The organism is Dyella humi, from assembly GCF_044904605.1.
GTDB lineage: Bacteria > Pseudomonadota > Gammaproteobacteria > Xanthomonadales > Rhodanobacteraceae > Dyella_B > Dyella_B humi.
Genome location: NZ_JADIKI010000023.1, coordinates 1,991,314 through 2,015,455 on the forward strand (window position 1 = coordinate 1,991,314; position 24,142 = coordinate 2,015,455).

16 protein-coding genes are annotated in these 24,142 nt (G+C 61.2%); 4 read left to right on the top strand and 12 right to left on the bottom strand.

The window, feature by feature from the left end; genetic code table 11:
- Positions 1-26: 26 nt before the first annotated feature.
- From kdpA to ISP18_RS20015, 12 genes are all read right to left on the bottom strand, one after another.
- Complete coding sequence (kdpA, locus tag ISP18_RS19960; protein ID WP_380011581.1) at positions 27-1,829, bottom strand: potassium-transporting ATPase subunit KdpA; 1,803 nt, start codon at positions 1,827-1,829, stop codon at positions 27-29.
- Entirely contained in the window at positions 1,826-1,918 is a 93-nt protein-coding gene (gene kdpF / locus ISP18_RS19965; RefSeq protein WP_115496368.1) for a K(+)-transporting ATPase subunit F, read from the bottom strand. The genes kdpA and kdpF overlap by 4 nt, the downstream gene beginning before the upstream one ends.
- Positions 1,919-2,242: 324 nt before the next feature.
- Positions 2,243-2,581 (bottom strand): hypothetical protein, encoded by a 339-nt coding sequence (locus ISP18_RS19970; RefSeq protein ID WP_380011585.1) that lies wholly within the window; start codon positions 2,579-2,581, stop codon positions 2,243-2,245.
- A gap of 118 nt (positions 2,582-2,699) precedes the next feature.
- Positions 2,700-4,589, bottom strand: a complete 1,890-nt coding sequence (locus ISP18_RS19975; RefSeq protein WP_380011588.1) for a 3'-5' exonuclease — start codon at positions 4,587-4,589, stop codon at positions 2,700-2,702.
- 50 nt (positions 4,590-4,639) lie between these two features.
- Complete coding sequence (locus ISP18_RS19980; RefSeq protein ID WP_380011591.1) at positions 4,640-5,218, bottom strand: FUSC family protein; 579 nt, start codon at positions 5,216-5,218, stop codon at positions 4,640-4,642.
- 13 nt (positions 5,219-5,231) lie between these two features.
- Entirely contained in the window at positions 5,232-7,526 is a 2,295-nt protein-coding gene (locus ISP18_RS19985; RefSeq protein WP_380011594.1) for a 3'-5' exonuclease, read from the bottom strand.
- A 105-nt stretch (positions 7,527-7,631) separates the two neighbouring features.
- Entirely contained in the window at positions 7,632-7,850 is a 219-nt protein-coding gene (locus ISP18_RS19990) for a hypothetical protein (protein WP_380011597.1), read from the bottom strand.
- A 105-nt stretch (positions 7,851-7,955) separates the two neighbouring features.
- Positions 7,956-9,293, bottom strand: a complete 1,338-nt coding sequence (locus tag ISP18_RS19995; RefSeq protein WP_380011600.1) for a hypothetical protein — start codon at positions 9,291-9,293, stop codon at positions 7,956-7,958.
- Positions 9,294-9,348: 55 nt separating this feature from the next.
- Entirely contained in the window at positions 9,349-9,870 is a 522-nt protein-coding gene (locus ISP18_RS20000) for a molybdopterin-dependent oxidoreductase (RefSeq protein WP_380011603.1), read from the bottom strand.
- 102 nt (positions 9,871-9,972) lie between these two features.
- Entirely contained in the window at positions 9,973-10,767 is a 795-nt protein-coding gene (locus ISP18_RS20005; RefSeq protein WP_380011952.1) for a TOBE domain-containing protein, read from the bottom strand.
- Positions 10,768-10,884: 117 nt separating this feature from the next.
- The gene (locus tag ISP18_RS20010; protein WP_380011606.1) at positions 10,885-12,387 is read right to left on the bottom strand and encodes a hypothetical protein; all 1,503 of its coding nucleotides are present in this window, start codon (positions 12,385-12,387) and stop codon (positions 10,885-10,887) included.
- A 459-nt stretch (positions 12,388-12,846) separates the two neighbouring features.
- Positions 12,847-14,487 (bottom strand): alpha-glucosidase family protein, encoded by a 1,641-nt coding sequence (locus ISP18_RS20015; RefSeq protein WP_380011609.1) that lies wholly within the window; start codon positions 14,485-14,487, stop codon positions 12,847-12,849.
- A 654-nt stretch (positions 14,488-15,141) separates the two neighbouring features.
- Between ISP18_RS20015 and ISP18_RS20020 the strand changes: the two genes are divergently transcribed.
- From ISP18_RS20020 to ISP18_RS20035, 4 genes are all read left to right on the top strand, one after another.
- Positions 15,142-18,036, top strand: a complete 2,895-nt coding sequence (locus ISP18_RS20020; RefSeq protein ID WP_380011612.1) for a TonB-dependent receptor — start codon at positions 15,142-15,144, stop codon at positions 18,034-18,036.
- A gap of 173 nt (positions 18,037-18,209) precedes the next feature.
- Positions 18,210-19,778, top strand: a complete 1,569-nt coding sequence (locus tag ISP18_RS20025) for an alpha-amylase family glycosyl hydrolase (RefSeq protein ID WP_380011615.1) — start codon at positions 18,210-18,212, stop codon at positions 19,776-19,778.
- A 140-nt stretch (positions 19,779-19,918) separates the two neighbouring features.
- Positions 19,919-22,282 carry a TIM-barrel domain-containing protein gene (locus tag ISP18_RS20030; RefSeq protein ID WP_380011618.1) on the top strand — a complete coding sequence of 788 codons (2,364 nt, stop codon included), beginning with the start codon at positions 19,919-19,921 and terminating at the stop codon, positions 22,280-22,282.
- A 184-nt stretch (positions 22,283-22,466) separates the two neighbouring features.
- The gene (locus ISP18_RS20035; protein WP_380011621.1) at positions 22,467-24,023 is read left to right on the top strand and encodes a GH39 family glycosyl hydrolase; all 1,557 of its coding nucleotides are present in this window, start codon (positions 22,467-22,469) and stop codon (positions 24,021-24,023) included.
- The last annotated feature ends 119 nt before the right edge of the window (positions 24,024-24,142 follow it).

Below are 24,142 nucleotides of genomic sequence, written 5' to 3' on the forward strand. Positions count from 1 at the left end.
TCCCTAGTAAGAGCAGCCCAAATGAATCAGTGCGCCGACATCAGGTACTCGGCGATAGGGCCAAGTGCCAAAGCGGGCAAGAAAGTGAGTGCGCCAATCACGATCACCACGCAGGCGAGCAAGGTGACGAACAGCGGCGTGTGCGTGGGCAAGGTGCCGGCCGAGGCGGGCACATGTTTCTTCGCAGCCACCGAGCCGGCCAGCGCGAGCATCGCGATCGCCAGCGTGTAACGTGCCCAGAACATGCACACGCTCAGCATGACATTCCAGAACGGAATGTTTGCCGACAAGCCACCGAATGAACTGCCGTTGTTATTGGTGGCAGAGGTCACCGTGTAGAGGATCTCGCTGAAGCTGTGCGCCCCCGGATTGCCGACCGTTGCCGTAGCAACAGGCGTCATCACCGCGATGGCCGTGCAGATCACCACCAGCGCGCAGGGAATCAGCACGGCCAGGCTGGCCATCTTCATCTCGTACGCTTCGATCTTTTTGCCCAGATATTCCGGTGTACGGCCTACCATCAGGCCGGCGATAAACACCGCCACCACCGCGAAGGCAAGCATGCCGTACAGGCCAGAACCCACGCCGCCGAAGATCACTTCGCCCAGCTGCATCAGCCACATCGGCACCAGACCGCCGAGCGGAGTCAACGAGTCGTGCATGTTGTTCACCGCGCCGCACGATGCAGCGGTGGTGATCGCCGTGAACAGGCTGCTTGCCGCGACGCCGAAGCGCGTTTCCTTGCCTTCCATGTTGCCGCCCGATTGCAGCGCCGAGGCGTGCTGATCGATCGACAACGAATGCAGGATCGGATTACCAGCCTGTTCGGCCATAGTCACGCCGATGGTCAGCGGGATAAAGATCACCAGCATCGTGGCGAGAATCGCCCAACCCTGGCGACGATCGCCCACCATCTCGCCGAAGGTGATGCACAAGCCGCCCGGGATCAGGAATATCGCCAGCATCTCCAGGAAATTGGAGAACGGTGTCGGGTTTTCATAAGGGTGGGCCGAGTTGGCGCCGAAGAAGCCGCCACCGTTGGTGCCCAGCATCTTGATCGCGATCTGCGAAGCGGCCGGACCCATCGGCAGCGTCTCAGTGGTCAGCGCAGCGGGTTTGGTTATCGCATTGCCGGCGGCATCCTTCATCGGATTGCCGGCTGCGTCGGTCACCGGCTGAGCGTACGAGCTGGTCTGTACCACCGGCACATCGACATACGACTTGAAGTTCTGGATCACGCCCTGCGATACCAGCAGCATCGCCAGCACGAACGAGATCGGCATCAGGATATACAGCGTGGTGCGCGTCAGGTCGACCCAGAAATTGCCGATGCCCTTGGTCGTTTTACGCGCAAAACCGCGTACCACGGCGATCAGCACAGCAATGCCGGTCGCTGCCGACATGAAGTTCTGCACTGCCAACGCTGCCATCTGGGTCAGGTAGCTCATCGCCGACTCGCCGGAATAAGCCTGCCAGTTGGTATTGGTGGCGAAGCTGATGGCGGTGTTGATCGACAGATCCGGCGACAGCGCCGGGAAATGCTGCGGATTCAGCGGTAGCCATTGCTGCGTGCGCTGGAAGATGTAGACGGCCAGCATGCCGCACACATTGAACACCAGCATAGCGATCGCGTAACGCTTCCAGCCCATGTCCTCATCGGACTTGATGCCGCAGATACGGTAAATCACCCGCTCCACACCGCCACCGAGACGGGTGATGCGATTGGGCTGGTCAGCAAATAGATGCGCCATGTAACGGCCCATCGGCTTGATGAGCAGCAGCAGGACAACCAGATAGATGCCTATCTGGACGAAATCGTTGGCAGTCATTCGAACCACTCCGGTTTCAACAGCGCCACGCACAAGTAAACCGTCAAAGCCACCGCGATGACGGCGGCCAATCCGTAGAAGAAGTTCATGGGAATCGCTCCGTTAGGAAGATCGCGGTCGCGCCGCGCGCGTCAGCTGCGTGGCCCTAGCCGGTCGCAGAGCAACAGAAAGCCAAGTGTGGCTGCGGCCAGCACGAAGCCGAAGAGCAGGTAGACAAAGTCCATGGGTATCGCTCGATGTCTTTCAGTTGCGCACTTTAGACATCGGGGCATAAGAACCGGGTAGCGAAAACGGCATCCCGCATAAAAACTGCGTAAATTTCTACGCGAGCGCGGAACTCTGCGCCGCTTTGCGCGGCGTATGGCTTTGTTTTCGCATGGGTAAGGGGGAGATACGCTTTAAGGATGCTCTGATTAATGCGCGGAGACGGCCCAAGCAATAAAGGTCGCGTTGATCGCGGTGAGGATCAGTGCGCCCAGGAATAGCACGTCGGCGCAGCGTTCCAGCCGGTGGTTGCGTCCGAGGTTACGGGTACGCAACGCCCAGTACGACACCAGGCAAGCGGCAAGGTACGTGATGGCGTTGATGGCCAGCAGATCATCGCCCACCACGTCCGGACGTCGCAGCGAGACCACCGCCCGGATGATGCCGATCACCGTCAGGCACACGCCGACCATGGCGGCAGAGGCGGTAAAGATGTGTACGCAGATATCGTGATCGAGCGAGGGACGAGTTTCGACGGAGTTGGTCATGGCAAGGCCGGAAGCGTAGGCAACTGATCGGATGGACCTATGCTTCGACCGGCAGGTTTCGCGGCAAAACCCTGCGTTTATGTACCGTATGGGTGAACGGCCACGGCACGAAGTTCGATCACACTTCGGCCAGGGGCTGCTTGACCTGCGCCAATTGCGCCTGGATATCGTTGATCGAGGCGCGGATGCGCGCGGTGAACACCGATTCCTCGTGATGGATGAGGATCAGCTGCTCGGTGGCGCGGGTCATGGCGACGTAGAGCAGGCGTGCTTCCTCCGCTTCATCCTGACTTGGCCTGGGCATGGCGCCGAGATTGGGGATGATCACCACTGGAAATTCCAGGCCCTTACTGGAATGCATGCTCACCACTTTCACGCTGTCTTCGGTGGCGAACAGGGACCGCTTGCCGGCTTCATCCGCCAGGCGGCTGGCGATGCCGGCCTGCTGCAAGGCCTGATGGAGGTTGGAACCTTCCCATTTGTTGCGGAAGATGACGGCCATATCCGATAGCGGGCGCCCGCGCTGATGCTCATGGCGCAGGCGATCAACCAGGGCATGCAACTCCGTGTTGGCGCTTTCGGTGCGGATCAATTCGGGCACTGTGCCCCGGCGACCGGCGCTTTCCGGCGCGATCAACGGCACGCCATCGTCATCGCCGGGCCGCTCATCGAGCAGTTCATGCGCGAAGCGGCGCGCGACGGACAGGATTTCAAGCGTATTGCGATAATTGATGCGCAGAATGGTGGTGCGTCCTTGCGCCTGCACGCCGACGCTTTTCCAGGTGAACTTGGGACGGTCGGCCTTGCCGTAGATGTTCTGCGCATCGTCGTAGAGCACCAGCAGCGCGTTGGTATCCGGGTCGACCATCTGCACGATCAGGCGATACCACGCCGGCTCGAAGTCATGGCCTTCGTCGATCAGCACGGCGCCATACTGGAAACGCGGAATGCGTCCGCTGTCCACGCTATTCATGACACGTTCGACCATCGCTTCGAAAAAGCCATCGCCCTGCGGCGGCAACGGTTCGTGGTAGGCATCTAGCATCTTGAGGCACCACTTATGGAAGTTGTACACCTGCACCTTGTCGCTGAGTCCGCGCTCGCCCATCAATTGATCAAGGCGTGCGGCGAGAGTTTTGTTATAGCAAAGAATCAGGATCGGCTTGGCCATTTTGCGGGCCAGATGGATGGCGCGATAACCGAGAATCATCGTTTTGCCGGAACCGGCGACACCGTGGATGATGCGATGCTCATCACCCAGTGAGCGCGCCAGCTGCTCCTGTTGCGTATCCATCACGCGGATCAGGTCGGGAATGGTGACCGGAGCAGCGGCTTCGGTTTCGTTGTCATAGGGAAGGCCGAATTGCCCTTCACCCCATTCCACCCGTAGTTCCGGAAACATGTGCCATCGGATGCGATCGATCTGCGGCAGAGTCAGCTTGCACGGAAAGGCGTGCGTGAACATCGCCCATAGTCGCTGCTGAAAGCGTTCTGCATCGACCGTCTCATACATCTCGTCGCTGCATATCACCAAGTGCGCGGGAATGATCTCGCCAAGCTGCCCGTCCGTGAATTGTTGGCGGCGAATGCTGGTGAGTACGACGCCATGCGCCCAGGGCATGATCAGCTTGCCGGCATGTCGGTGCTCTGGCGGGTTGTGCAGGGCGGGATCGCGCTCCAGCTCTTCCTTGACCCGGTATGTGTTCGACTCTGCCTGCATCAAAGGATTGGTTTCCTTGACGATGCCGCGCTGGGTGATCAAGGTGAATTGGGTTTTATCCGTGCTTTGGATGTTCTCGGGCTTCCAATCCTTCACCTCCAGCACCAGCAACCCGCGCTTCGGGTGCAACACCACGAAATCGGGCTTGATCTGCTTCGGGCCGATAGGTACGTCGTACCACAGCAGGTAGTCTTCTTCGAGCTTTTGTTCCAGCCGTTCGGAAAAGCGCTTTTCGCCGGCTTGCATGCGCGCCAGGCAACTGTTGCGGGAAGGCGTGAGTTTTGCCATCCGTGTTTTCCTTGGTGTCGACGCCCCGGCCGATCATAAGGCAACCGGCATCAGGCCTGGGTATTCTCATCCTTGCCCAGCCACATTTTCTCTAGCTTGTGCGCTATGCCCGTCACCAGCAAGGCGCTGGCGATGCCGATGGTGACTTCGCCCAGGCGCGTGAGTGCAACCGTCCAGAACGGGCCGGGGTGCGGCACCAGCATCACGATGGTGACGGTGGTGGCACTGAGCTTGCCGGCGCTGCCGATGTTGAAGCACCAGCACAGCACGATCGATGTCGCCATGGTGATGGCGTAGACGAGGTAATTGTCCTGCGCGAGATAGGCGCCGATGATCGCGATCACGGCGCCGATAGCCGCGCCGATTACCTGGTCAAGCGAGGATTTGCGTGTGTCCAAGTAGCTTTGCTGCGTCACTGCGATCGCGGTGAGCGCACCCCAAAACGCCTGTTGCGTGTGCAGCAGCAGGCCCAGTCCGTAACCGAGGCTCGCGGCGGCCAGCGTCTGCACGGCCAGAGACAGGCCGTTGATCAGGCGATGGCTCCAGGGCAGGCGCGAGTAGAAGTCCTGCAGTTGCCGATTGAAGTGGCCAAGCTCGCGGCGCAATTCCCCAAAAGGTCGCTCATTCATCGCGATGGCATTCCTAGAGCGGTGTGAGCTTGGCGTAGGCAGCCACCAGCCATTTGCTGCCGGCGTTTTCGAAATTTATTTGCAGGCGCGTGTGCGCGCCGCTGCCCTCGGCACTTACCACCACGCCTTCGCCGAAACTCGGATGGCTCACACGCTGCCCCAGTTTGACCGGCAGATCCTCTTGCAGCGACGGCGCCGGTTCGGCGAAGCGGCCGGCATACAGCGGACGGCTTACCTGGACGCGCGGTCGCACTTCGTCGAGCAGTGAAGGCGGTACTTCGCCCAGGAAGCGCGAAGGCCGCGACAGCATTTCGGTGCCGTGCATGCGACGGGATTCGGCGTGCGTGATGAAGAGACGCTTGCGCGCGCGCGTAATGCCGACGTAGGCGAGGCGTCGTTCTTCTTCCAGCCGCCCTTCGTCTTCGACGGAACGCTGGCTGGGAAACAGACCTTCTTCCAGACCGACCAGAAACACCAGAGGAAATTCCAGGCCCTTGGCCGAATGCAGGGTCATCAGCTGCACGCAGTTGTCCCAGGATTCGCCCTGGCCTTCGCCTGCTTCCAGCGCGGCATGCGAGAGGAAGGCAGACAGTTCGCTCAAGCCCGCTTCGATATCGTCCGGCGTGAGTTCGAAGCGGCTGGCGACGTTGACCAGTTCGTCCAGGTTTTCCACGCGCGATTCGGCGTTACCGCGGCTGTCGTTCTCGTAGAAGTCGCGCAGACCGGTTTGGGTGACGGCGTGTTCGATTTGTTCGGCCAGTGAGAGGGCTTCGCTATTTGAAGCCCTCTCCCCTCCGGGGAGAGGGTTGGGTGAGGGGCTGTTCGGAGCGAGGGCTTCCGGCAAGATTGACCCCTCACCCCAGCCCTCTCCCCGGAGGGGAGAGGGAGAAAACGTGCGCGCCATCTCATCGATCATCGCGAGGAAGCCCTTCACCGCATTCTTCGCGCGACCTGCCAGTTCCGTCCCCATGGCCAATTCGTTGAGAGCCGCTTCCCACATCGACAAGCTTTCGCCGCGCGCGCGACGTCGCAGCACATCCAACGTGCGATCGCCGATGCCGCGCGGTGGCGTGTTCACTGCGCGCTCGAACGCTGCATCGTCGTGGCGATTGGCAGTAAGGCGCAGATAAGAAAGCGCATCCTTGATTTCCGCGCGGTCGAAGAAGCGCAGACCGCCGTACACGCGATAGGGAATATCGTGCTGGATCAGCTGTTCTTCGAAGTTGCGCGATTGCGCGTTGGAACGATAGAGAATCGCGCAGTCCTTCGCATCGCCATGCTCGGCAACGTATTCGCGGATGCGCTCGATTACGAAGCGCGCTTCGTCCTGTTCGTTGTACGCGGCATAGACTGCGATGCGCTCGCCTTCCTCGCCTGCGGTCCACAGTTGTTTACCGAGGCGATGGCCGTTGCGTTCGATGACGCTGTTGGCGGCTTTCAGAATGGTCGACGTGGAGCGGTAGTTCTGTTCTAGCTTGATGGTGCGCGCACCGGGAAAATCACGCAGGAACTGTTGCACGTTTTCCACCTTCGCACCGCGCCAGCCGTAGATGGCCTGATCGTCGTCGCCGACCACGAACGTCTGGCCGGTGCGGCCGGCAAGCACGCGGATCCACGCGTACTGCAGCGAATTGGTGTCCTGGAATTCGTCGATCAGCAAATAACGCCAGCGCTGCTGGTAGTGCTCCAGCACGGCGGGCTGCTTCAGCCAAAGCTCGTGCGCGCGCAACAGCAGTTCGGCGAAATCCACCAGGCCGGCGCGGCGACATGCGTCCTCGTAGGCTTGATAGATCTGCACCAGCGTGCGTGTGACCGGATGCTGGCCGGCCTCGATGTTTTCCGGCCGCTTGCCTTCATCTTTCCAGCTGTTGATCTGCCAGGCGGCCTGGCGCGGTGGAAAGCGCGCTTCATCCAATCCCAGACCGGCGACGATGCGCTTGACCATGCGTTGCTGGTCGTCGGCATCGAGAATCTGGAAGCTTTCCGGCAAGCCCGCTTCGCGCCAATGACGGCGCAGAAGGCGATGCGCGATGCCGTGAAAAGTGCCCACGGTAAGACCTTGCGTGCCGCCCTGGATCAGATTGTCCAGGCGTGCGCGCATTTCGCCCGCGGCCTTGTTGGTGAAGGTAACGGCAAGAATCGCCCAGGTCGGCACGCGCTCGACCTGGTTGAGCCAGCCGATGCGATGGGTGAGTACGCGGGTTTTGCCGGAACCGGCGCCGGCGAGTACCAAGTAGTGGCCGGGTGAGGCGCAGACGGCTTCGCGCTGCGCGTCGTTGAGCGAATCGATGAGGTGGGAGACATCCATCTGCGGGATTGTAGCCGCTGGAAGGTCGGATGTTCCTCGACGTCGATGCTTGCCTTGTCGTCATTCCGGCCTTCGCCGGAATGACGAGCGTGGAGCGAACCGCATCTACCGCTTGGAGAACAAACCACCCAGCGTCAGCAATGCACCCACCACGATGCCGCTGATCCCCAACCACGGCGGAATGACCTTGTCGTGCGTAGCAGTGAGCTTTGCCGAGCCGAGCTGAAACACGGTATCGGTTTGCGTGTAGCTGCCGTGGCCGAACACGACCCACAGGCCGCCGACCAGCAGCACGAGTCCCAGGATAAGCAGAAGGGCACGCATGATTCGCTCCGTGAAAAGGATGGGCCGATCATAGGCGTCCGTATCGCGCGAAGGAAGGCGGCAGCGTCGGAGCACGCCGCCGCCCTCAGCGCATCTTCATGATTGTTAGAACTTGTAGTCGATCATCACCCGGTTGTAGACGAAGGTCCGGTTGGTCGGGTTGAGATTGTCGATGCCGCCGTTGGAAAGCTCCCAGCGGTTGCGCAGCGTCAGGCCCTTCAGAGCGCCGGTCAGGTGATAGATCACGTCGAAATAAAGATCGTGACTGTTGCCGCGGTAATACGTCATGTATTTCGCATACGCGGCGGTGAGTTCGAGCTGCTTGTGAAACAGGTCGTAGGTGAACTTGCCTTTCCAGGCGCGGCCGGGGCCGGCTTCGATCAGGCCGCGGATCATCGAGGTGGTGAACAGCGGATCGGTGCCGTAGTTGGAGGTATACGGCGAAATCAGTGCGCCGCCACCGACCGCGCCCTCTTCGTGCGCCACCTTGTTGTAGAAGATGTCGAAGCGTCCGTCGGGAATCACCACGCCGATGTCGCCGCCGATGACGCGGCTTTTCACGTGACTGCCGGCCACGCCGAACAGCTTGGTGTCGGTTTCGGTGAAGCGGTTGTCCGCGCCTGCGTTCTGCGCAAGGTATTGCGCGCCGACCACCGGGTCGAAACCGCTCCCCGTATCGAACACATAGCTGCCCACCGCATAACCCGTGCGCGCGAAATGCATGAAATCGTAGTAGCGCAACTGCGCGTTCAATCCGCCGTTCACGTAGGTGGTGCCACCTTCCCAGGTGCCTGGCGCGGAGCGCGAGGTCAGCGGCAGCGAGCCGTTGTTGCCGTACATCGAATCGCCGTCGTATTTCGACGGGTAATACAGGTTGTCCGCGTACATGCCGTACGAGGTGCGGCTTTTCCAGCTGTATTCGCGCACCGCGAACAGGTTCCAGCCGGGCAGCGGTGTGAGCTGTACCTTCAGCGCGTTGTACGAAGAAGGAATGATGCGCGAATCGTTGTTGCCCATCCACGGATCGTCGGCGAGATACTGATAGCCGCCGCGGAACAGGAATATGCCGCGCTGGTATTGCAGGTACGCCTGGCTGAAGGCACCGATGGAATTGTTCGGGCCGGCCAGCGTGGTATCGATCTTCGCCAGCGAGTCCGAATGCGTGCCGAGCGAGTTGACCGTGACGAACGAACCGCCTACGGCGAAGCCACCAAGGAAGTTGCCGGTCTGCGCATTGATCAACGCGCCGAGCGAAAACGCGCTGGCGTTGGGCGTCGTCTTGCTGGCGTACAGGCGGTCGAAATTGTAGAGGCGCAGATCGCCATCGACGTGGCCGTTGGTGAAGATGTCATTGAGACCGTAGCTGTTGTCGTCCGCATGCGCGGCGGTGCAGATCAGGCTCAATCCGAATACGGCGGCGGCTAACGTTCGTCGTTTCAACATGCGTGTCACTTCTCCGGGTCGTGGACGGCCGTCGCAGCCATCGCGTATACAAAAGTCATGGTGCCTGCGGTGCATCGTTCGCGGCCTCGATGGCGACGACGTTGCGCACCCACCTGGCCGGGCGTTGGTCACCAGGCACGATGAGGCGGAACGGGCCATCGCCCTGCAACGGATGGCCATCTTGGGTATCGGCCACGATCACCTGCTCATGGCCGAGCGAGGAATCCAGTTCGCCGAGACTGAAAACGACCTGGTAGTGATCGGCGGCCGCCACGCGCACCACCGTGGCCATTGCGCGGCCGCGCAGCGATTCGCCTGTGGGTGCGCCGGCCCGGCGGAGTAGTTCGCTCAACGCAACGCCCTGCCACCGCGCGGCCGCCTGATGATGGATTGCCGCCGTGGCGATATCGACGCGCGGCATCGCTGCCAGCGCGGCGCGGTCCAGCGTAAGGGCGGGTTGGCCTTCGACCGTCACGTGCAAGGTTTGCGGCGTTTGCGCGAAGGCATGAGAAGACAGGTAGACAAGCGCGAGCGCAGCAAACCGAAGGCAAGTGCACCCGCTTTTTCTGGAAAGCATGCGATAGCCCCTGGCCGTACCCCGACAGCCGCTATGCAGTTGAGTATATAGCGGCTTCCGAGAAAGACCTATGAAAAGCCCGCGTTACCGGTTCCGGGTGTTTCAGCGGGAGGTGCCGAGGATCACACTCGATGCCTTGACGATCGCCACCACGGCCGTGCCTTCGGCTAAGCCAAGTTCGGTGGCGCTTTCCGACGTGATGGTCGCCGTCATCACGCTGCCGCCCGCCAGGCGCACACGCACCTCCGCGTTCACCGCGCCGGGCGTGACCTGGATGACGGTGCCGGCGAATTGGTTGCGTGCCGAGAGCCGCATCCGTTCATCGGGCAAGGCCAGCATCACGGAGGAGGCCTTGATCAGCGCGATGGCCTCGACGCCGGGCACGAGCCCGAGATCCTCGGTACTTTCCGAGGTCAGCGTGGCGACCACGTGTTCGCCGCCGGGCAGCGCCAGTTCCACCGTATCGTTGACGGCGCCCTTGTGGATGATCGTCACCCGGCCGGAAAACTGATTGCGTGCACTGGTTCGGAACATAAGGCTCCTGATCAGCTCGATGTCGATAGCGGAGGCATCGGTCAGCGTCTCGAATTGCTGCAGGAAACGATGATGCACCTTTTCCAGCGCCGCAAACGTTTCGACCAGCCGCCGTCCACGTTCGGTCAGGCGCGTGCCACCACCACCCTTGCCACCGGCCGCACGCGTCACCAGCGGCTCGTCGGCGAGATTGTTCATGGCGTCGATCGCGTCCCACGCACCTTTGTAACTCATGCCCACCGCGCGCGCCGCGGCGGTGATCGAGCCGGTTTCGTGGATCTTGGCCAAGAGGGCGATGCGGTCTGAGCCGCCGAGCGCCTGGTCGCCCACCTGCAGCGACAGCATGCCTTTGAGCTTGAACATCGTCACGCTTGCCTGCGGATGGAGAGGGCTTGACCGGTGCAGAGTCTAGCCAAAGGCGGGCGTGGTCGGCGCATGGACGCCGGCCGGACCGCACACTGCGGCCCGGCCGGGCTAGGGTTACTGCACGAAGTCGTAGTAGTCGACGCCCAGATCCTGGAACGTCGCTTCGTACGTGTCGCCGGTGCGGGCGATAACGAACTGGTTGCGCGGCGGCACGTCGAGTTCGATGCGATGGCCGTCGTGCAGCGCTTCGTACTGCTCACGGGTGAGATCGGCGGAGGCGGCCAGCGCCTCGCGGAAGCCGATCTTCGCCGCGGCTTCGCGCCATGCCGGCGCCACGCGCAGAGGAATGGCCTCGGCGGCGTCGCCGCTGCCGTAGCCGATGGCGTACAGCCTGGCGCCGGTCCAGTCGACGTTGTTTTCCAGCGCCTGCTCAAAACCAGCGGCGATCCACGCCGGTAGCGCGGCGGTGTAGAGGTTGCCCAACTCCATCGCCCAGTCCGTGCCCAGGTTCACGCGCGTGGCCAGCAATTGCTGGAACGCGGGACTCTTGCGCGCGACGCCGGACAGCTTGGTGGTGAGCGGATGCGGTTCCTGTGCCGCTTCGGCATGGCTGCCGCCGCGGACGAACTCGCCGAACAGGTCCGGGTTATTGCGGCATTCTGCGATCACGCCCTCCGGCGCCACGCCGGCTTGCTCGCACAGCGCCTGGAATTCGGCGTTGGACTGTGGTGCGCGCGCCAGCGCTCTCGCATAGATGAAGGCCAGCGCCTGCAGCGGCATCATGTGATACGGGCGATGGAAGAACAGCCCGTTCGCATGGTTGAGAAAGTCGATGTCGGATACGCCGAGCCGTTCGATCATCGCATCCGTGGCCTGGCCCACTTCGTCGAGGTAGGCGAAGGTGGAGTACTTGCCGCTGAAGATCGGGAAATCATGCAGACGACGGTGTTGGCGACCGTATTCTTCGTGGAAATGGCGCGCGAAGGGCTTGCGGAAGTCCGGGCCGCGATAGTCCGAGGCGCTGCCGGCATGGGCCAGATCCACCTCGAACAGCTTCGGCTCCGCTTCCACCAGCATGGCCACGGCGCCCGCGCCCTGAGTTTGCTCGCCGCTGGAACCGCGCTCGTATTCGGCGACGTCGCTGCACACCACGATCGCCTGCCGGCCTTGGCCGTCGAACGCCACGTAGCGTAGCGCGCTCTTGAGTGCATACACGCCGCCGAGGCAGGCGTGCTTGAATTCGGGTACTTCCAGCTGGCGGGAAAGGCGCGGCAGGCCAAGGCGCTCCAGCTCACGATCCACCATGCCGCGCACGATCACCGCGCCGGCGGAATTGTCCTTGCTGCTTTCGGTGCCGAGCGCGAGCTGGCCGATGTTGCGCGGGTCGACGTTGTAGTTGCGGATCAGCCGCAGCACGGCGGTGGCCGCCATGGTGTACGCATCCTCATACGGCGCCGGCTGGCGGAAGCTGCGGCCCACCACGGCCTGAACCTTGTCCCAGGAATTGCCGGTCCACTCGCACCAGTCGCGCAGGGACACGCGGGGCTGGGGTACGTACAGGCTCATGCCGCTCACGCCTGGATTGCGTCGTGCCGCCGTATCGTTCGCTGTATTCAAAACCTTGATTCCTCGGTGATGTCGGAGCAACGCCGGCCGTCATGGTGATGCCTGCACGCGGGTGCATGCCAGGTACACGGACAGGAGGAGCGCGTCGAATACCGGATTTCCGTGATCAAGGGGCGGTCGCCGGAAAGCCGTCCAAACAGGGATGATGCGGTGCGCCCGGCCGGAGTCACGGGATTTTAACCGTTTGTTTCCATTCTGGGCGACATGACTGCTGGGTGCGCAGCGTCGGACCGATACGCCGCGGGCTTTACCAAGCCACGATCGCCGTGTCCGGTTCAGTTATGTGGCCCGATCGGCGCCGTGTATTACGGGCCGCCCATTCGCGATAGTCGATCATCCACGGCCGCCTGCACGAACGCATCGATTTTGGTGCGAATGCGTTCGTCCACGGGATGACCTGTTTCACAGAAAAAAGCGGGACACATGCCCGCTTTAATGGGGGCAGGATGATTAAGCTTTCGACGGCTGCATAACAGTAGCCAGCATCGCAAACAGCACGCCGTGCCCTGGAAGTACCAGTTTGCCGTTCTGCAGTACGCCCTGTTGCAGGCCATGGCCGGAAAGCGGCCGTTTTACCTCGAAACCAGGCAGAGCCAACGACTGCGGCTGCTTGCTGAGGTTGAACACCGCCAGCACCTGGTCTTCGGCATCGCTGCGTACGAACGCGAGCAGCGGTTCGGGCGTATCCAAAAAGCGAATAGCACCGCGCCGCAGCGCGGGCTGGGTGGCGCGCCATTGCATGAAGTGGCGGAAACCGTGCAGCACGGAGTCCGGATCGGTTTCCTGATGTGCGACGGCCAGCTTCTTGTGCGCTTCGTCGATTGGCAGCCACGGCGCGACCTTGCTGAAGCCGGCGAACGTGCTGTCGTCCCACGGCATCGGCGTGCGGCAGCCATCGCGGCCTTTGAAGTTCGGCCAGAACGTGATGCCGTAGGGATCACGCAGCGATTCGAACGGCACCTCGGCTTCGGTCAACCCAAGTTCTTCGCCCTGGTACACGCACACCGAGCCGCGCAGCGAGCACAACATGGCGGTGAGCAGGTTGGCCAGGCGCGGCGATGCATTGCCATTGCCCCAGCGCGTGAGCACGCGTTCTACGTCGTGATTGGAAATGGCCCAGCATGGCCAACCTTCGCTGACCTGCGCTTCCAGTTGCTCAACCGTATCGCGGATATAAGTTGCGCTGAAATCGCTGCTAAGCAGTTCGAAGCTATAGCCCATGTGCAGGCGATGGTCGCGCGTGTATTCGGCCATGGTTGCGAGCGAATCCTCTGAGGAAATTTCGCCCAGCGATACCGCGTTCGGGTAATGATCGAGCAGCGTGCGCAGCTCACGCAGGAAATCCAGGTTTTCCGGCTGCGTATTGTTGTAGTGGTGATACTGGAACGCGTACGGATTGTCCGGGCTGAAACCGCGGCCGACGCGTTTTTCCTTCGGCTTGGGGGGGTTGTCGCGCAGTTGCTTGTCGTGGAAGCAGAAGTTGATCGCATCCAGTCGCAGGCCATCCACGCCCTTGTCCAGCCAAAAACGCACATTGTCGAGCACCGCTGCGCGCGCATCCGGATTATGGAAATTCACATCCGGCTGCGAGGCGAGAAAGTTGTGCAAGTAGTACTGACCGCGCCGCGGTTCCCATTGCCAGGCGGAGCCGCCGAAGATCGATAGCCAGTTGTTCGGCGGGCTACCGTCGGCCTTGGCGTCCGCCCACACGTACCAGTCCGCCTTTGGGTTGTGCCGGTTTTCGCGGCTTTCCTTGAACCATACGTGTTGGTCGGAAGTGTGGCTGAGCACCTGGTCGATCATCACCTTCAGCCCAAGGCTATGCGCCTTGGCGAGCAAGCGGTCGAAATCCGCGAGCGTGCCGAACAGCGGATCCACGTCGCGGTAATCGGCGATGTCATAGCCGAAATCGGCCATCGGCGAGCGGAAGAACGGCGCGACCCAGATCGCGTCCACGCCCAGGCTCGCCACGTAATCCAGCCGCTGGATGATGCCCGGCAGGTCGCCCACGCCGTCGCCGTTGGTATCCAGAAAACTGCGTGGATAGATCTGATAGATGACGGCGCCGCGCCACCAGGGTGCATCGGTCATGTGAAACGCGTTCCTTAGTAGTGCCCAAACTCGCTGCTCTGCTTCTTTCTTATAGAGATCTACAAGTTTCTATCGAGGTGCAACCTTGCCTTGCCGTCATTCCGGCGAAGGCCGGAATCTAGTTCAAACACGTCGTGCGAAGCACTCAACAACCGATGTGGTGTCCTTTGGACGCGTATTTAGACTGGATTCCGGCCTCCGCCGGAATGACGGTGAGGCACATCCATGCTTCTCCCCAGATCGAATGGAGAGGGCAGAGCGTGCGGTGCAGCTTAGTTGGCAGGTTCCTGTTGCTCGCACTGCCTGCATACGTATTCATTCGTGCTGCGGTTGCGGCATGAAGTGCGCGGCGCAAAACGCACATTGTTTTCCCCGCTGCCGGTGTGGATCGAAAAAATCGCGCCATCGCTGTGTTTTTGCCTGTATCAGCGCAGTAATACAAGCATGCGTTGCGCTCATGCTGCAATGCGATGAGTGGCGCCAGGGGGCGGGTATGAATACGTATGCAGGATGTGGTTTGCTTGGAAACGCGCGCCCTACCATCCGCTCACGCCGCCGGTTTCGTCCGTCTGCGTGGGCGCCGACAGCACCGCGAACCTCGCGTCGGCGACCAACAAGAGGCGACTACAAAAAATATTTTTGGGGAGGGGACACGTGATACTCAAGCGTAATCTGTTGGTGATCGCTCTGGCTTCGGCCGGTCTAACTACTGCCTTTGGCGTGCAGGCTGCGACGGGTGATGCCGGCGCGCAGACCGCGCCTGGCACGCAGCAAACGAGCACTGCAAGCAATAACAGCGGCAGTAGCAGTTCCGATCAGTCGATGACCAGCCCGAAGAGCCAGTCGCAACTGGCCAAGAGCCTGTCCACGGTGACGGTGACCGGTTTCAGCAGCAGCGTCGAGAAGTCGATCGACTATCAGCGCTATGCCGACACCATCCAGAGCGTCGTCACGGCGGCCGATATCGGCGGTCTGCCGGATCAGTCCATCGCGGACTCGCTGACGCACCTGCCTGGCGTTTCGGCCGAGCGCATTGCCGGCCAGGCTTCCCAGATCAATATCCGCGGTCTCTCGGGCGATTTCATCCTCACCACGCTGGATGGCCGCGAACAGCCGTCGACCAGCGGCACCAACTACATCCAGTTCGATCAGTATCCGTCGGAGCTGATCAACATGGCGACTGTGTACAAGTCCTCACAGGCCTCGCTGATCGAAGGCGGCGTGGCGGGTACCATCGCGCTGCAGACAGCCAATCCGCTGGAAAACAGCAAGGATCAATCGCTCAACATCGATGCGCGCGGCAGCTACGACGGCCAGGCGCATGATGTGCCGAACGCCAACGCGATGGGATATCGCCTGAGCGTGGCGTACCAGGGCAAGTTCCTGGACAACACGTTGGGTATCGGCCTGGGTTTTGCGGATATGTATCAACCGCACGTATCCGAGCAGTTCGTGGGTGAGGCGTCGGATGGCAGCCTGTATACGCTGAACAAGAACGGCTCGCAGCAAGCTTATCTGCCGGAAGGCGTGCAGCTGCAGCAGAACGGTGGTGAAGAGCGTCGTCGCGGTTATCTCGGCACGGTGGTGTGGAAACCGACCGAAGAGTTGCAGTTGACGGCAGACACGTTCTTCTCGAAGTTCGACAATTCTTCGTACGGCTTTGGGTTACGTTCGCAGAACTATTACGGCAACAATGCGCAGATCACCAATCCGGTACTCAGTTCGCTGGGTACGGTGGTCGGCGGTACGGCGAGCAGCAATCCGGCCGGCACAGGCGGCAACCAGTTCTCCAACGAAACCACGGCCGACAACTACACCGACAACACCAGCGTGTTTTCCGGCGGCCTCAATCTGAAGTGGAACCACGGCAACTGGCACGTCGAATCCGATGTGTCGCTGTCGCATGCTTCCAGCAATGAGATCAACGTCGACACCACTGCCGATCCCTACACCGGCCTGGGCACCAGCAATCCGCAGCTAATGGCGCAGTCTGCGAATTTCCAGTTGAAGGGACGCTCCATCGGCGATTTTTCGGTCGCCAATCCGGGCGTCTACACCAACCTCAACGACATGGCGCTGTCGCGCTACGGTGTGTATCCGTACATCTATCACGACAAGGACAAGGCATTCCGCACAGCCGTGCAATACGACCTGCCGAACAACCCGTTGTTCTCGGCGATCGAGGCAGGCGTATACCTCAACAACCATGACTACCGGGCGGATCGCGAGGTCTACGTGTATGGCTCGGAATGGAACACCTCGCCGGTTGCCGGCGAACCGCCGCTGACCATTCCGGCGGCCGATGCGCACGTCACCTGCTGGAAGGGCAACTTCAGTGGCTACCCCTGCTTCCTCACGCTCAATGGTCCGGGGATCCTTGCTGCGCACGGCATCGTTGCGAACCCGGTGAAGAACATCACCGACCAGAGTTGGTCTGAAATCCAGAGCGGTTCGGTCAACGAGAAGACACGCGATCTGTTCGTGATGGGCGATATCGATGCGCAGCTCTTTGGTCATGAGCTGACCGGCAACGTGGGCGTTCGCGTGTCCCGCCAGGCGCAGTACAGCTACGGCTTGCAGCAGGTGGGTAATGGCGAGGGCGTGCTGATCGTCGACGGTAACGGCAACAGCAGCATGGACTATGCGCCGATCAAGTCCGGCAAGACCTACACCGACTACTTGCCGTCGGTGAACCTGATCTATCACTGGACGGACAACGACCAGACCCGCTTCTCGGCCTCGAAGGTGCTGTCGCGTCCGCCGATCAACACCATGCTGGCCGGTGCCGGTTCGTGGGTGTCGAACGGCCAGTACAACGTGTGGGGCGGTACCAGCCCGCTGCTGAATCCGCTCCGCGCACAGCAGTACGACATGGATTACGAACACTACTTCAATGATTCCACCGGCGCGGTGACGGCCGGCGTGTTCTTCAAGAAAGTGAATTCGTTCATTCAGAACGTTACGTACAACAACTTCGACTTCGCGTCGGTGGGCATCACGGTGCCGACCAATCCGGCGACCGGTCAGCCTTACGCGAACGGTCAGTATCAGACGTCCTACAACGCCAAGGGCGGCGACGTGCGCGGCTTCGAAGCCTCGTTTACCAAGACGCACTTCCTGCCGGGCATCTGGTCGGGCCTGGGCTTCGATGCGAACCTGGCGCTTACCAACAGCAACGTGCGCAACCCGACCAACTTGGCCGGCCCGACCACGTACATCGGCCTGCCTGGCTTGTCGCGTCGCGTGGCGAGTGCGGCGGTGTTCTACGACAACGGCACGTTCTCTGCCCGTCTGTCCGCGAACCACCGTTCGTCGTTCCTCTCCAACACGCAGATTGCGGTGACCAACCAGTTGGTGACGTTCGCGGCCGAAACCGTGTACGACTTCCAGGCTTCGTACAACGTCACCAGCCAGCTGAGCGTGGTCTACCAGATGCTCAACCTGAGCAATCAGCCGACGCGCACCTACTTCGGCGGCAATCCGCAGCAGACCGGCACCATCCAGTACTTCGGACGCACCAGCTACCTGGGCGTCAACTTCAAGCTCTAAGCAAAGCAATCGTGCCGGGCACCCCCGTGGTGTCCGGCACGTTCCCCCCGCCCGGTTCTGTTGACGATTGTGGAACCGGGTCTTTTTCGTGGCGCGAACGCTATAGTCGTCCCCTGGACATCGTTGTGCGGCCGCCGCCGAGGCAACGAACCTCCACCTCCGGGAGACGATCCATGTCAAAGCTCTCTGCCGTATTACGTTCCGTCGCGATCGCCGCGGCACTATCGCTGCTGTGCCTGCCTGCGCTTGCACGCGAGGATGCAGCGGTCGCCAAGTCCGCCGCGCAGGCATCCGGCGTCTATTACGAAATCTTCGTCCGTGCGTTCTATGACACCAACGGCGACGGCATCGGCGATCTCAACGGCATCACCGCCAAGCTCGATTACATCAAATCGCTGGGTGTCAGCGGCATCTGGCTGATGCCGATCAATCCCTCGCCGAGCTATCACGGCTACGACATCACCGATTACGAAGGCATCAATCCGCAGTACGGCACGCTGCAGGATTTCAAGAAGCTGCTGGATGAGGCGCACAAGCGCGGCATCAAGGTGGTGATCGACATGGTGATCAACCACACCAGCGATCAGCATCCCTGGTTCAAGGCGGCGCTGGATGCGAAGGACCCCCATCACGACTGGTACCTTTGGGCCAAGCCCGGTACGGATCTGCATGCCATCAGCGCCGTCGGCGGTCCCGCCTGGCATCGCGCGTCGAACGGGGCGTATTACGAAGGCACCTTCACCGGCGCCATGCCCGATCTCAACTACGACAATCCGGCCGTGCGCAAGGAAATGATCGAGGTAGGCCGGTTCTGGCTGCGGCAGGGCGTGGATGGTTTTCGCCTGGACGCCGCGCAGCATATCTACGACGACCTGCGCACCGATATGAACGATCCCATCGCGCTGCAGAAGAACGCGCGTTGGTGGGCCGAATATCGTCATGCGCTGGAGGTGACGAATCCGCACGTTTGGCTGGTCGGCGAAGTGGCGCGGCAGAATCCCGATGATTTGACGCCGTACATGGGCCCGTTGAATACCGTGTTCAATTTTCCGGTGGCGACGCAGCTGATCGAGAGCGTGAACCAGGAACGCAACCTCGGCATCGGTCGTGGGCTCGAATACAGCTATGCGGCCTATCGCACGCATGCGCAAGGTAAATTCGACGATGCGCCGTTCCTCACTAATCACGATCAGGAACGCGTGATGAGCCAGCTCGACGACAACATGGCGCACATGCGTCTTGCTGCCGCGTTGTTGCTGACGCTGCCGGGACATCCCTTCATCTATTACGGTGAAGAGCTGGGCATGCAGGGCGCCAAGCCGGACGAGAATATCCGCGAGCCGATGCGCTGGTATCGCAACGGCAAGGGGGAGGGCACGGCGAGCTGGAAGGACTGGAGTACGAGCGATGATGCGGCGATTTCCGTGGAAGCGCAGCAGAACGATCCTGCTTCGCTGCTCAACCTGTACCGCAAGCTGATCGGTTGGCGTGAACAGATAAGCGCGCTGCGCGATGGTGTATTGCATGACATGCCGGTGGTCGATCCGCACGTACTGGCCTACACGCTAAAGGACGCGCAATCGCGCGTACTAGTGGCGCACAACCTATCGCGTGAAGCACGCGTGTTCGAGCTGGGGGCGGATGCACATGTTTCGTCCGTGCTGCTGCAGAGCGAGGACGGTGTAGTGCTGGAGAATGGGAGGCTGAGCTTGCCGCCTTATACGACTGCCGTGCTGCAGTGATCGCGTTCAATTATCCCCATGCCGATGTAGTGCGGTTATATTCGGGAGCTTGAAGCAAGGCTTGAACATCTCCTTCCCCTGCAAGCAGGGGAGGGGGCAGCATCTCCGCACGCAGCAAGCGACATAAAAAGGATGGGTGGATGACAACCCTGCGCAATTTGGCCATCTGCGGCCTGTTGTTCGTTTCGGCGTTTCACGCGGCGCTCGCCGATCAAAGCAAGCCAGCTTTCCAGCTCGAACACGCTGATGCGCGCGGCCTCGAGCTCGTGCAAGGCAAAGATCGCATCACGGTGCGTTTCGTTGCCCCGAATGTGGTGCAGATTCACGGCATGCCGCAGGGTCTGAGCACGCGCCCGGGCACCGTGATGGATCCGCGCGCCTCGCGCGATACGCTTTCCAACCTGCGTGTCCGCAGCATCGCCAGCAACACATCCGTGGCGAGCAGCGAGCTGGTCGCCACCTGGGACAAGCAGGCCGGTAGCCTCATCATTGCCGACGCGCAAGGGCATGTGCTGGTGCAGACCGATCCTGCCACGCTGATGAATCGCCGTATCGATCTGCAGCACGATGACGCCGACGCGCTGTACGGTATCGGCGGCTACGATGCCTTCGAACCGGCCAAAGGCGGCTTACTGCGTCAAGGCGTGCAGATCGCCAAGGCCGGTGAGCAGGGTTATCCGGGCGGACCGTTCGTGTGGAGCACGCGCGGCTACGGCGTGCTGGTCGACACGGTCGGCGCCAAGTTCGAATTGACGGATGGGCATATCGACGTCACCGGCATCAGCCGCGAGGACGTCAGCTACGACGTGATCGCCGGCACGCCGCCGAAGATCTTCGCAGCGCTCGCCACACTCAGCGGTGCGCCACCGATGTTCCCGAAGTGGGCGATGGGTTTCACCAACAGCCAGTGGGGCATCGATCAGCAGGAACTGCTGGCCATCGTGCACGGCTATCGCAGCCGGCATATTCCGATCGACAACTTCACGTTCGACTTCGACTGGAAGGCCTGGGGCGACGATAACTACGGCGAGTTTCGTTGGAACGAGAAGAAATTTCCGGACGGCCCCAGCGGCGCTTTGAAAACCACGATGGATCAGCTCGGCATGCACATGACCGGCATCATGAAGCCGCGCATCCATGTCGATACCGTGGAGGGCCGTTATGCCGAGGCGCATGACTTCTGGGCTGTCAGCCGGCCGCAGAACATGGATTATTTCTCGCTGAAGCCCGTGCGCGAGCTGGATTTCGACAAAGCCGCGGTGCGCACGTGGTTCTTCAACGATGCGCTCAAGCATTCCCTCGATACCGGCATCGTTGGCTGGTGGAACGACGAGGCGGATGACACCAACAGCAACACGCAATTCCTCAACATGCAGCGCGCGCTATACGAAGGGCAGCGCGCGTATACACCGAACCGCGTCTGGTCGATCAACCGCGATTTCTATCTCGGCGCGCAGCGTTACGCCTATGGCCTGTGGTCCGGCGACATCGACACCGGTTTCGACAGCATGGCGGCGCAGCGCCAGCGCATGCTGAGCGCCATCGATGTAGGTGAAATGAAATGGGGTATGGACGGCGGCGGTTTCAAAGGCCATCCGGACAACGAGAACTACGCGCGTTGGATCGAATTTGCCGCATTCGTGCCGATCTTCCGCGTGCACGGCACGCTGGGTGAGAAGCGCCAGCCATGGATGTACGGCGCCACGGCGGAACAGGCCGCTACCGATGCGATGCGTCTGCGCTATGCGTTGATTCCCTATATCTACAGCTACGAGCGCGCCGCCACGACGGAAGGCGTAGGCATCGTGCGCCCGCTGACTTTCGACTATCCGAACGATCCTCAAGTGCGCGATGACGTGGACGCATGGATGTTCGGCGAAAGCCTGCTGGTTTCGCCCGTGGTGATGAAAGGCCAGACGGAAAAGGACATCTACCTGCCAGTCGGACAGTGGACTGATTACTTCACTGGCAAGGTCTATCAGGGCGGACAAACCATCCATTACGCGGTAGACAGCGAGACTTGGCGAGACATCCCGCTCTTCATTCGCCAGGGCGCGATCATTCCTACGCAGCCTGCGATGGATTACGTGAGCGAGCAGCCGGTGACCGAGCTGACGGTTGATGTTTTTCCCGCCGACCATGCCACGCACTTCGATTATTACGACGACGACGGCAGCACCTATGCCTACGAGCATGGCGCATTCTTTTCGCAGCGATGGATGGCGCAACGCGATGGCGATGATGCGAAATTCAGCACCGAAGTCGCGCATGGCAGCTACAAACCGACGCTGAAGTATTACTTGGTAAAAGTGTATGGCGTGACGGCTGCTGCCGTGAAAGTAGGGACAAGCGCGCTCAAGTCCTACCCCGGCGCGGATGCCCTGCTCGCTGCAAAGGGCGAGGGATGGGCGGTCGATCACGATCGCTATGGCAGCGTGACCTTGCTGCGAATTCCTGCGGGTGTGGTGAGAGATGTGGCGTTGCGGGCGGCCAGCTCGCATTGATGCGGCGTAGGCGGGGATGAAAATCCCAGCTTCATGTGGATGGTAATGCTGGGATTAGCATCCCAGCCTACGCAGATGCGGCCATTTCGAGGTATACGGCATTGAACGCAGCCCCTTATCTGTAAGACACTTGCGTCTTCCGATAGTAAACGTTTACATGCCGGCAAAACCCGAAGGAACCGCCATGCCCCATCTCATCCCGTTACGCCGCACTGCATCAAAGCTAGGCTTCGCTGCTCTGCTGGCTTTCGGCGTCGCATACGCTGCAACGCCACCTGCCGACACGGTTGCGATCAAGGTCGACGCCACGGCGAAGGGCACGGCCTTCCCCCATTTCTGGGAACAGATGTTCGGCTCAGGCCGCGCATCGCTTGCGCTGCGAGACGACTACCGCAAGGACATCGAGGCCGTGCACCAGGCCACCGGCTTCGGCTATGTGCGCTTCCACGGCATCTTCGACCGCGACGTGGGCTTGGTACGGCGCGATAAGGATGGCCGCATCAGTTACAACTTCTCCTACGTCGACCAGATCTACGACGGTCTGCTGGAGCGCGGCATCAAACCCTTCGTCGAACTGGGCTTCATGCCGCCGGAGCTCAGCTCCGATCCTTCGCAGCAGCATGATTTTTGGTATCACCCCAACGTGATGCCGCCGAAGGATTACGCCGAGTGGGATGCGATGATCCGTGCCTTCGCCGAGCATCTGGTCGCCCGCTACGGCATCGACGAAGTGGCCAGCTGGTATTTCGAGGTGTGGAACGAACCCAACCTCACCTTCTGGGGCGGTCGGCCGGAGCAATCCACGTATTTCACCTTGTACGACCACACCGCACGCACGCTGAAGGCGGTCAACCCGCGCCTGCGCGTGGGCGGCCCGGCCACGGCGCAGGCGGCGTGGGTGCCGGATTTCCTCAAGCACGTGCATGACGCGAAGGTGCCGGCGGATTTCGTGAGCACGCACGTGTACGGCGATGACACCGCGCAGAACGTGTTCAAGACGGAGGAGAACATTCCGCGCGCCGACATGGTGTGCCGCGCGGTCGATAAGGCGCATCGTGAAATCGCAGCCTCCCCTTATCCGAAAATGCCGCTGATCTATAGCGAGTACAACGCTTCGTACGCGAACCTGCCCAACGTCACGGACACGATCTACATGGGGCCGTGGATGGCGAACACGATCCGCGAATGCGCCGGCAAGGTCGAGATCATGAGTTACTGGGCCTTCTCCGATGTGTTCGAGGAACAAGGCGTGGTGCGCAACCCGTTCTATGGCGGCTTCGGCTTGATTGCGGCCGATCGCATCGAGAAGCCCGCGTTCAACGCGTTTGCCATGCTGCATCGCCTAGGTGATACGCGCCTGCCGGGTTCCTCCGATAGTGCCCTTGTCACGCGTCGTGACGACGGCACCGTGGTGCTGGCGTTGTGGAACTATGCGCCGCCGGTTGGCGACACCGATACCTACACCAAGGGCGCTCCGCAAGGTTCGATCAAGCATTTCGACGTGGACGTGTCGCATCTGGGCGCGAACGCGAAGGCAGCCGTGTGGCACGTGGACGAAAGTCACGGCAATGCGGTCGCTGCGTTCGATGCCATGGGGCGGCCGGATTTCCCCAGTCGCGAGCAGATTGCGCAACTGCGCGCAGCGGGAAAGTTGGCGGCGCCGGAGTCTATGGCGGTGCAGAACGGTCGCCTGCTCATCGATATTCCGCCGCAGGGGCTGGTTGTCATCGAACTGCGGTGACGCCGGTGGGTTGGGGTGAGCGCATGCGAACCCCAACCTACACAGCGCTAGGTGGATGAATACGTATGCATAAATCTGCCGCCACCTGCGAGCTTGCCTACCATGCACGCTCCCTCGCA

Coding starts and splice junctions, on each gene's coding strand:
- kdpA (WP_380011581.1), bottom strand. CDS start 1,829: ATGACTGCCAACGATTTCGTCCAGATAGGCATCTATCTGGTTGTCCTG.
- kdpF (WP_115496368.1), bottom strand. CDS start 1,918: ATGAACTTCTTCTACGGATTGGCCGCCGTCATCGCGGTGGCTTTGACG.
- ISP18_RS19970 (WP_380011585.1), bottom strand. CDS start 2,581: ATGACCAACTCCGTCGAAACTCGTCCCTCGCTCGATCACGATATCTGC.
- ISP18_RS19975 (WP_380011588.1), bottom strand. CDS start 4,589: ATGGCAAAACTCACGCCTTCCCGCAACAGTTGCCTGGCGCGCATGCAA.
- ISP18_RS19980 (WP_380011591.1), bottom strand. CDS start 5,218: ATGAATGAGCGACCTTTTGGGGAATTGCGCCGCGAGCTTGGCCACTTC.
- ISP18_RS19985 (WP_380011594.1), bottom strand. CDS start 7,526: ATGGATGTCTCCCACCTCATCGATTCGCTCAACGACGCGCAGCGCGAA.
- ISP18_RS19990 (WP_380011597.1), bottom strand. CDS start 7,850: ATGCGTGCCCTTCTGCTTATCCTGGGACTCGTGCTGCTGGTCGGCGGC.
- ISP18_RS19995 (WP_380011600.1), bottom strand. CDS start 9,293: ATGTTGAAACGACGAACGTTAGCCGCCGCCGTATTCGGATTGAGCCTG.
- ISP18_RS20000 (WP_380011603.1), bottom strand. CDS start 9,870: ATGCTTTCCAGAAAAAGCGGGTGCACTTGCCTTCGGTTTGCTGCGCTC.
- ISP18_RS20005 (WP_380011952.1), bottom strand. CDS start 10,767: ATGTTCAAGCTCAAAGGCATGCTGTCGCTGCAGGTGGGCGACCAGGCG.
- ISP18_RS20015 (WP_380011609.1), bottom strand. CDS start 14,487: ATGACCGATGCACCCTGGTGGCGCGGCGCCGTCATCTATCAGATCTAT.
- ISP18_RS20025 (WP_380011615.1), top strand. CDS start 18,210: ATGTCAAAGCTCTCTGCCGTATTACGTTCCGTCGCGATCGCCGCGGCA.
- ISP18_RS20030 (WP_380011618.1), top strand. CDS start 19,919: ATGACAACCCTGCGCAATTTGGCCATCTGCGGCCTGTTGTTCGTTTCG.
- ISP18_RS20035 (WP_380011621.1), top strand. CDS start 22,467: ATGCCCCATCTCATCCCGTTACGCCGCACTGCATCAAAGCTAGGCTTC.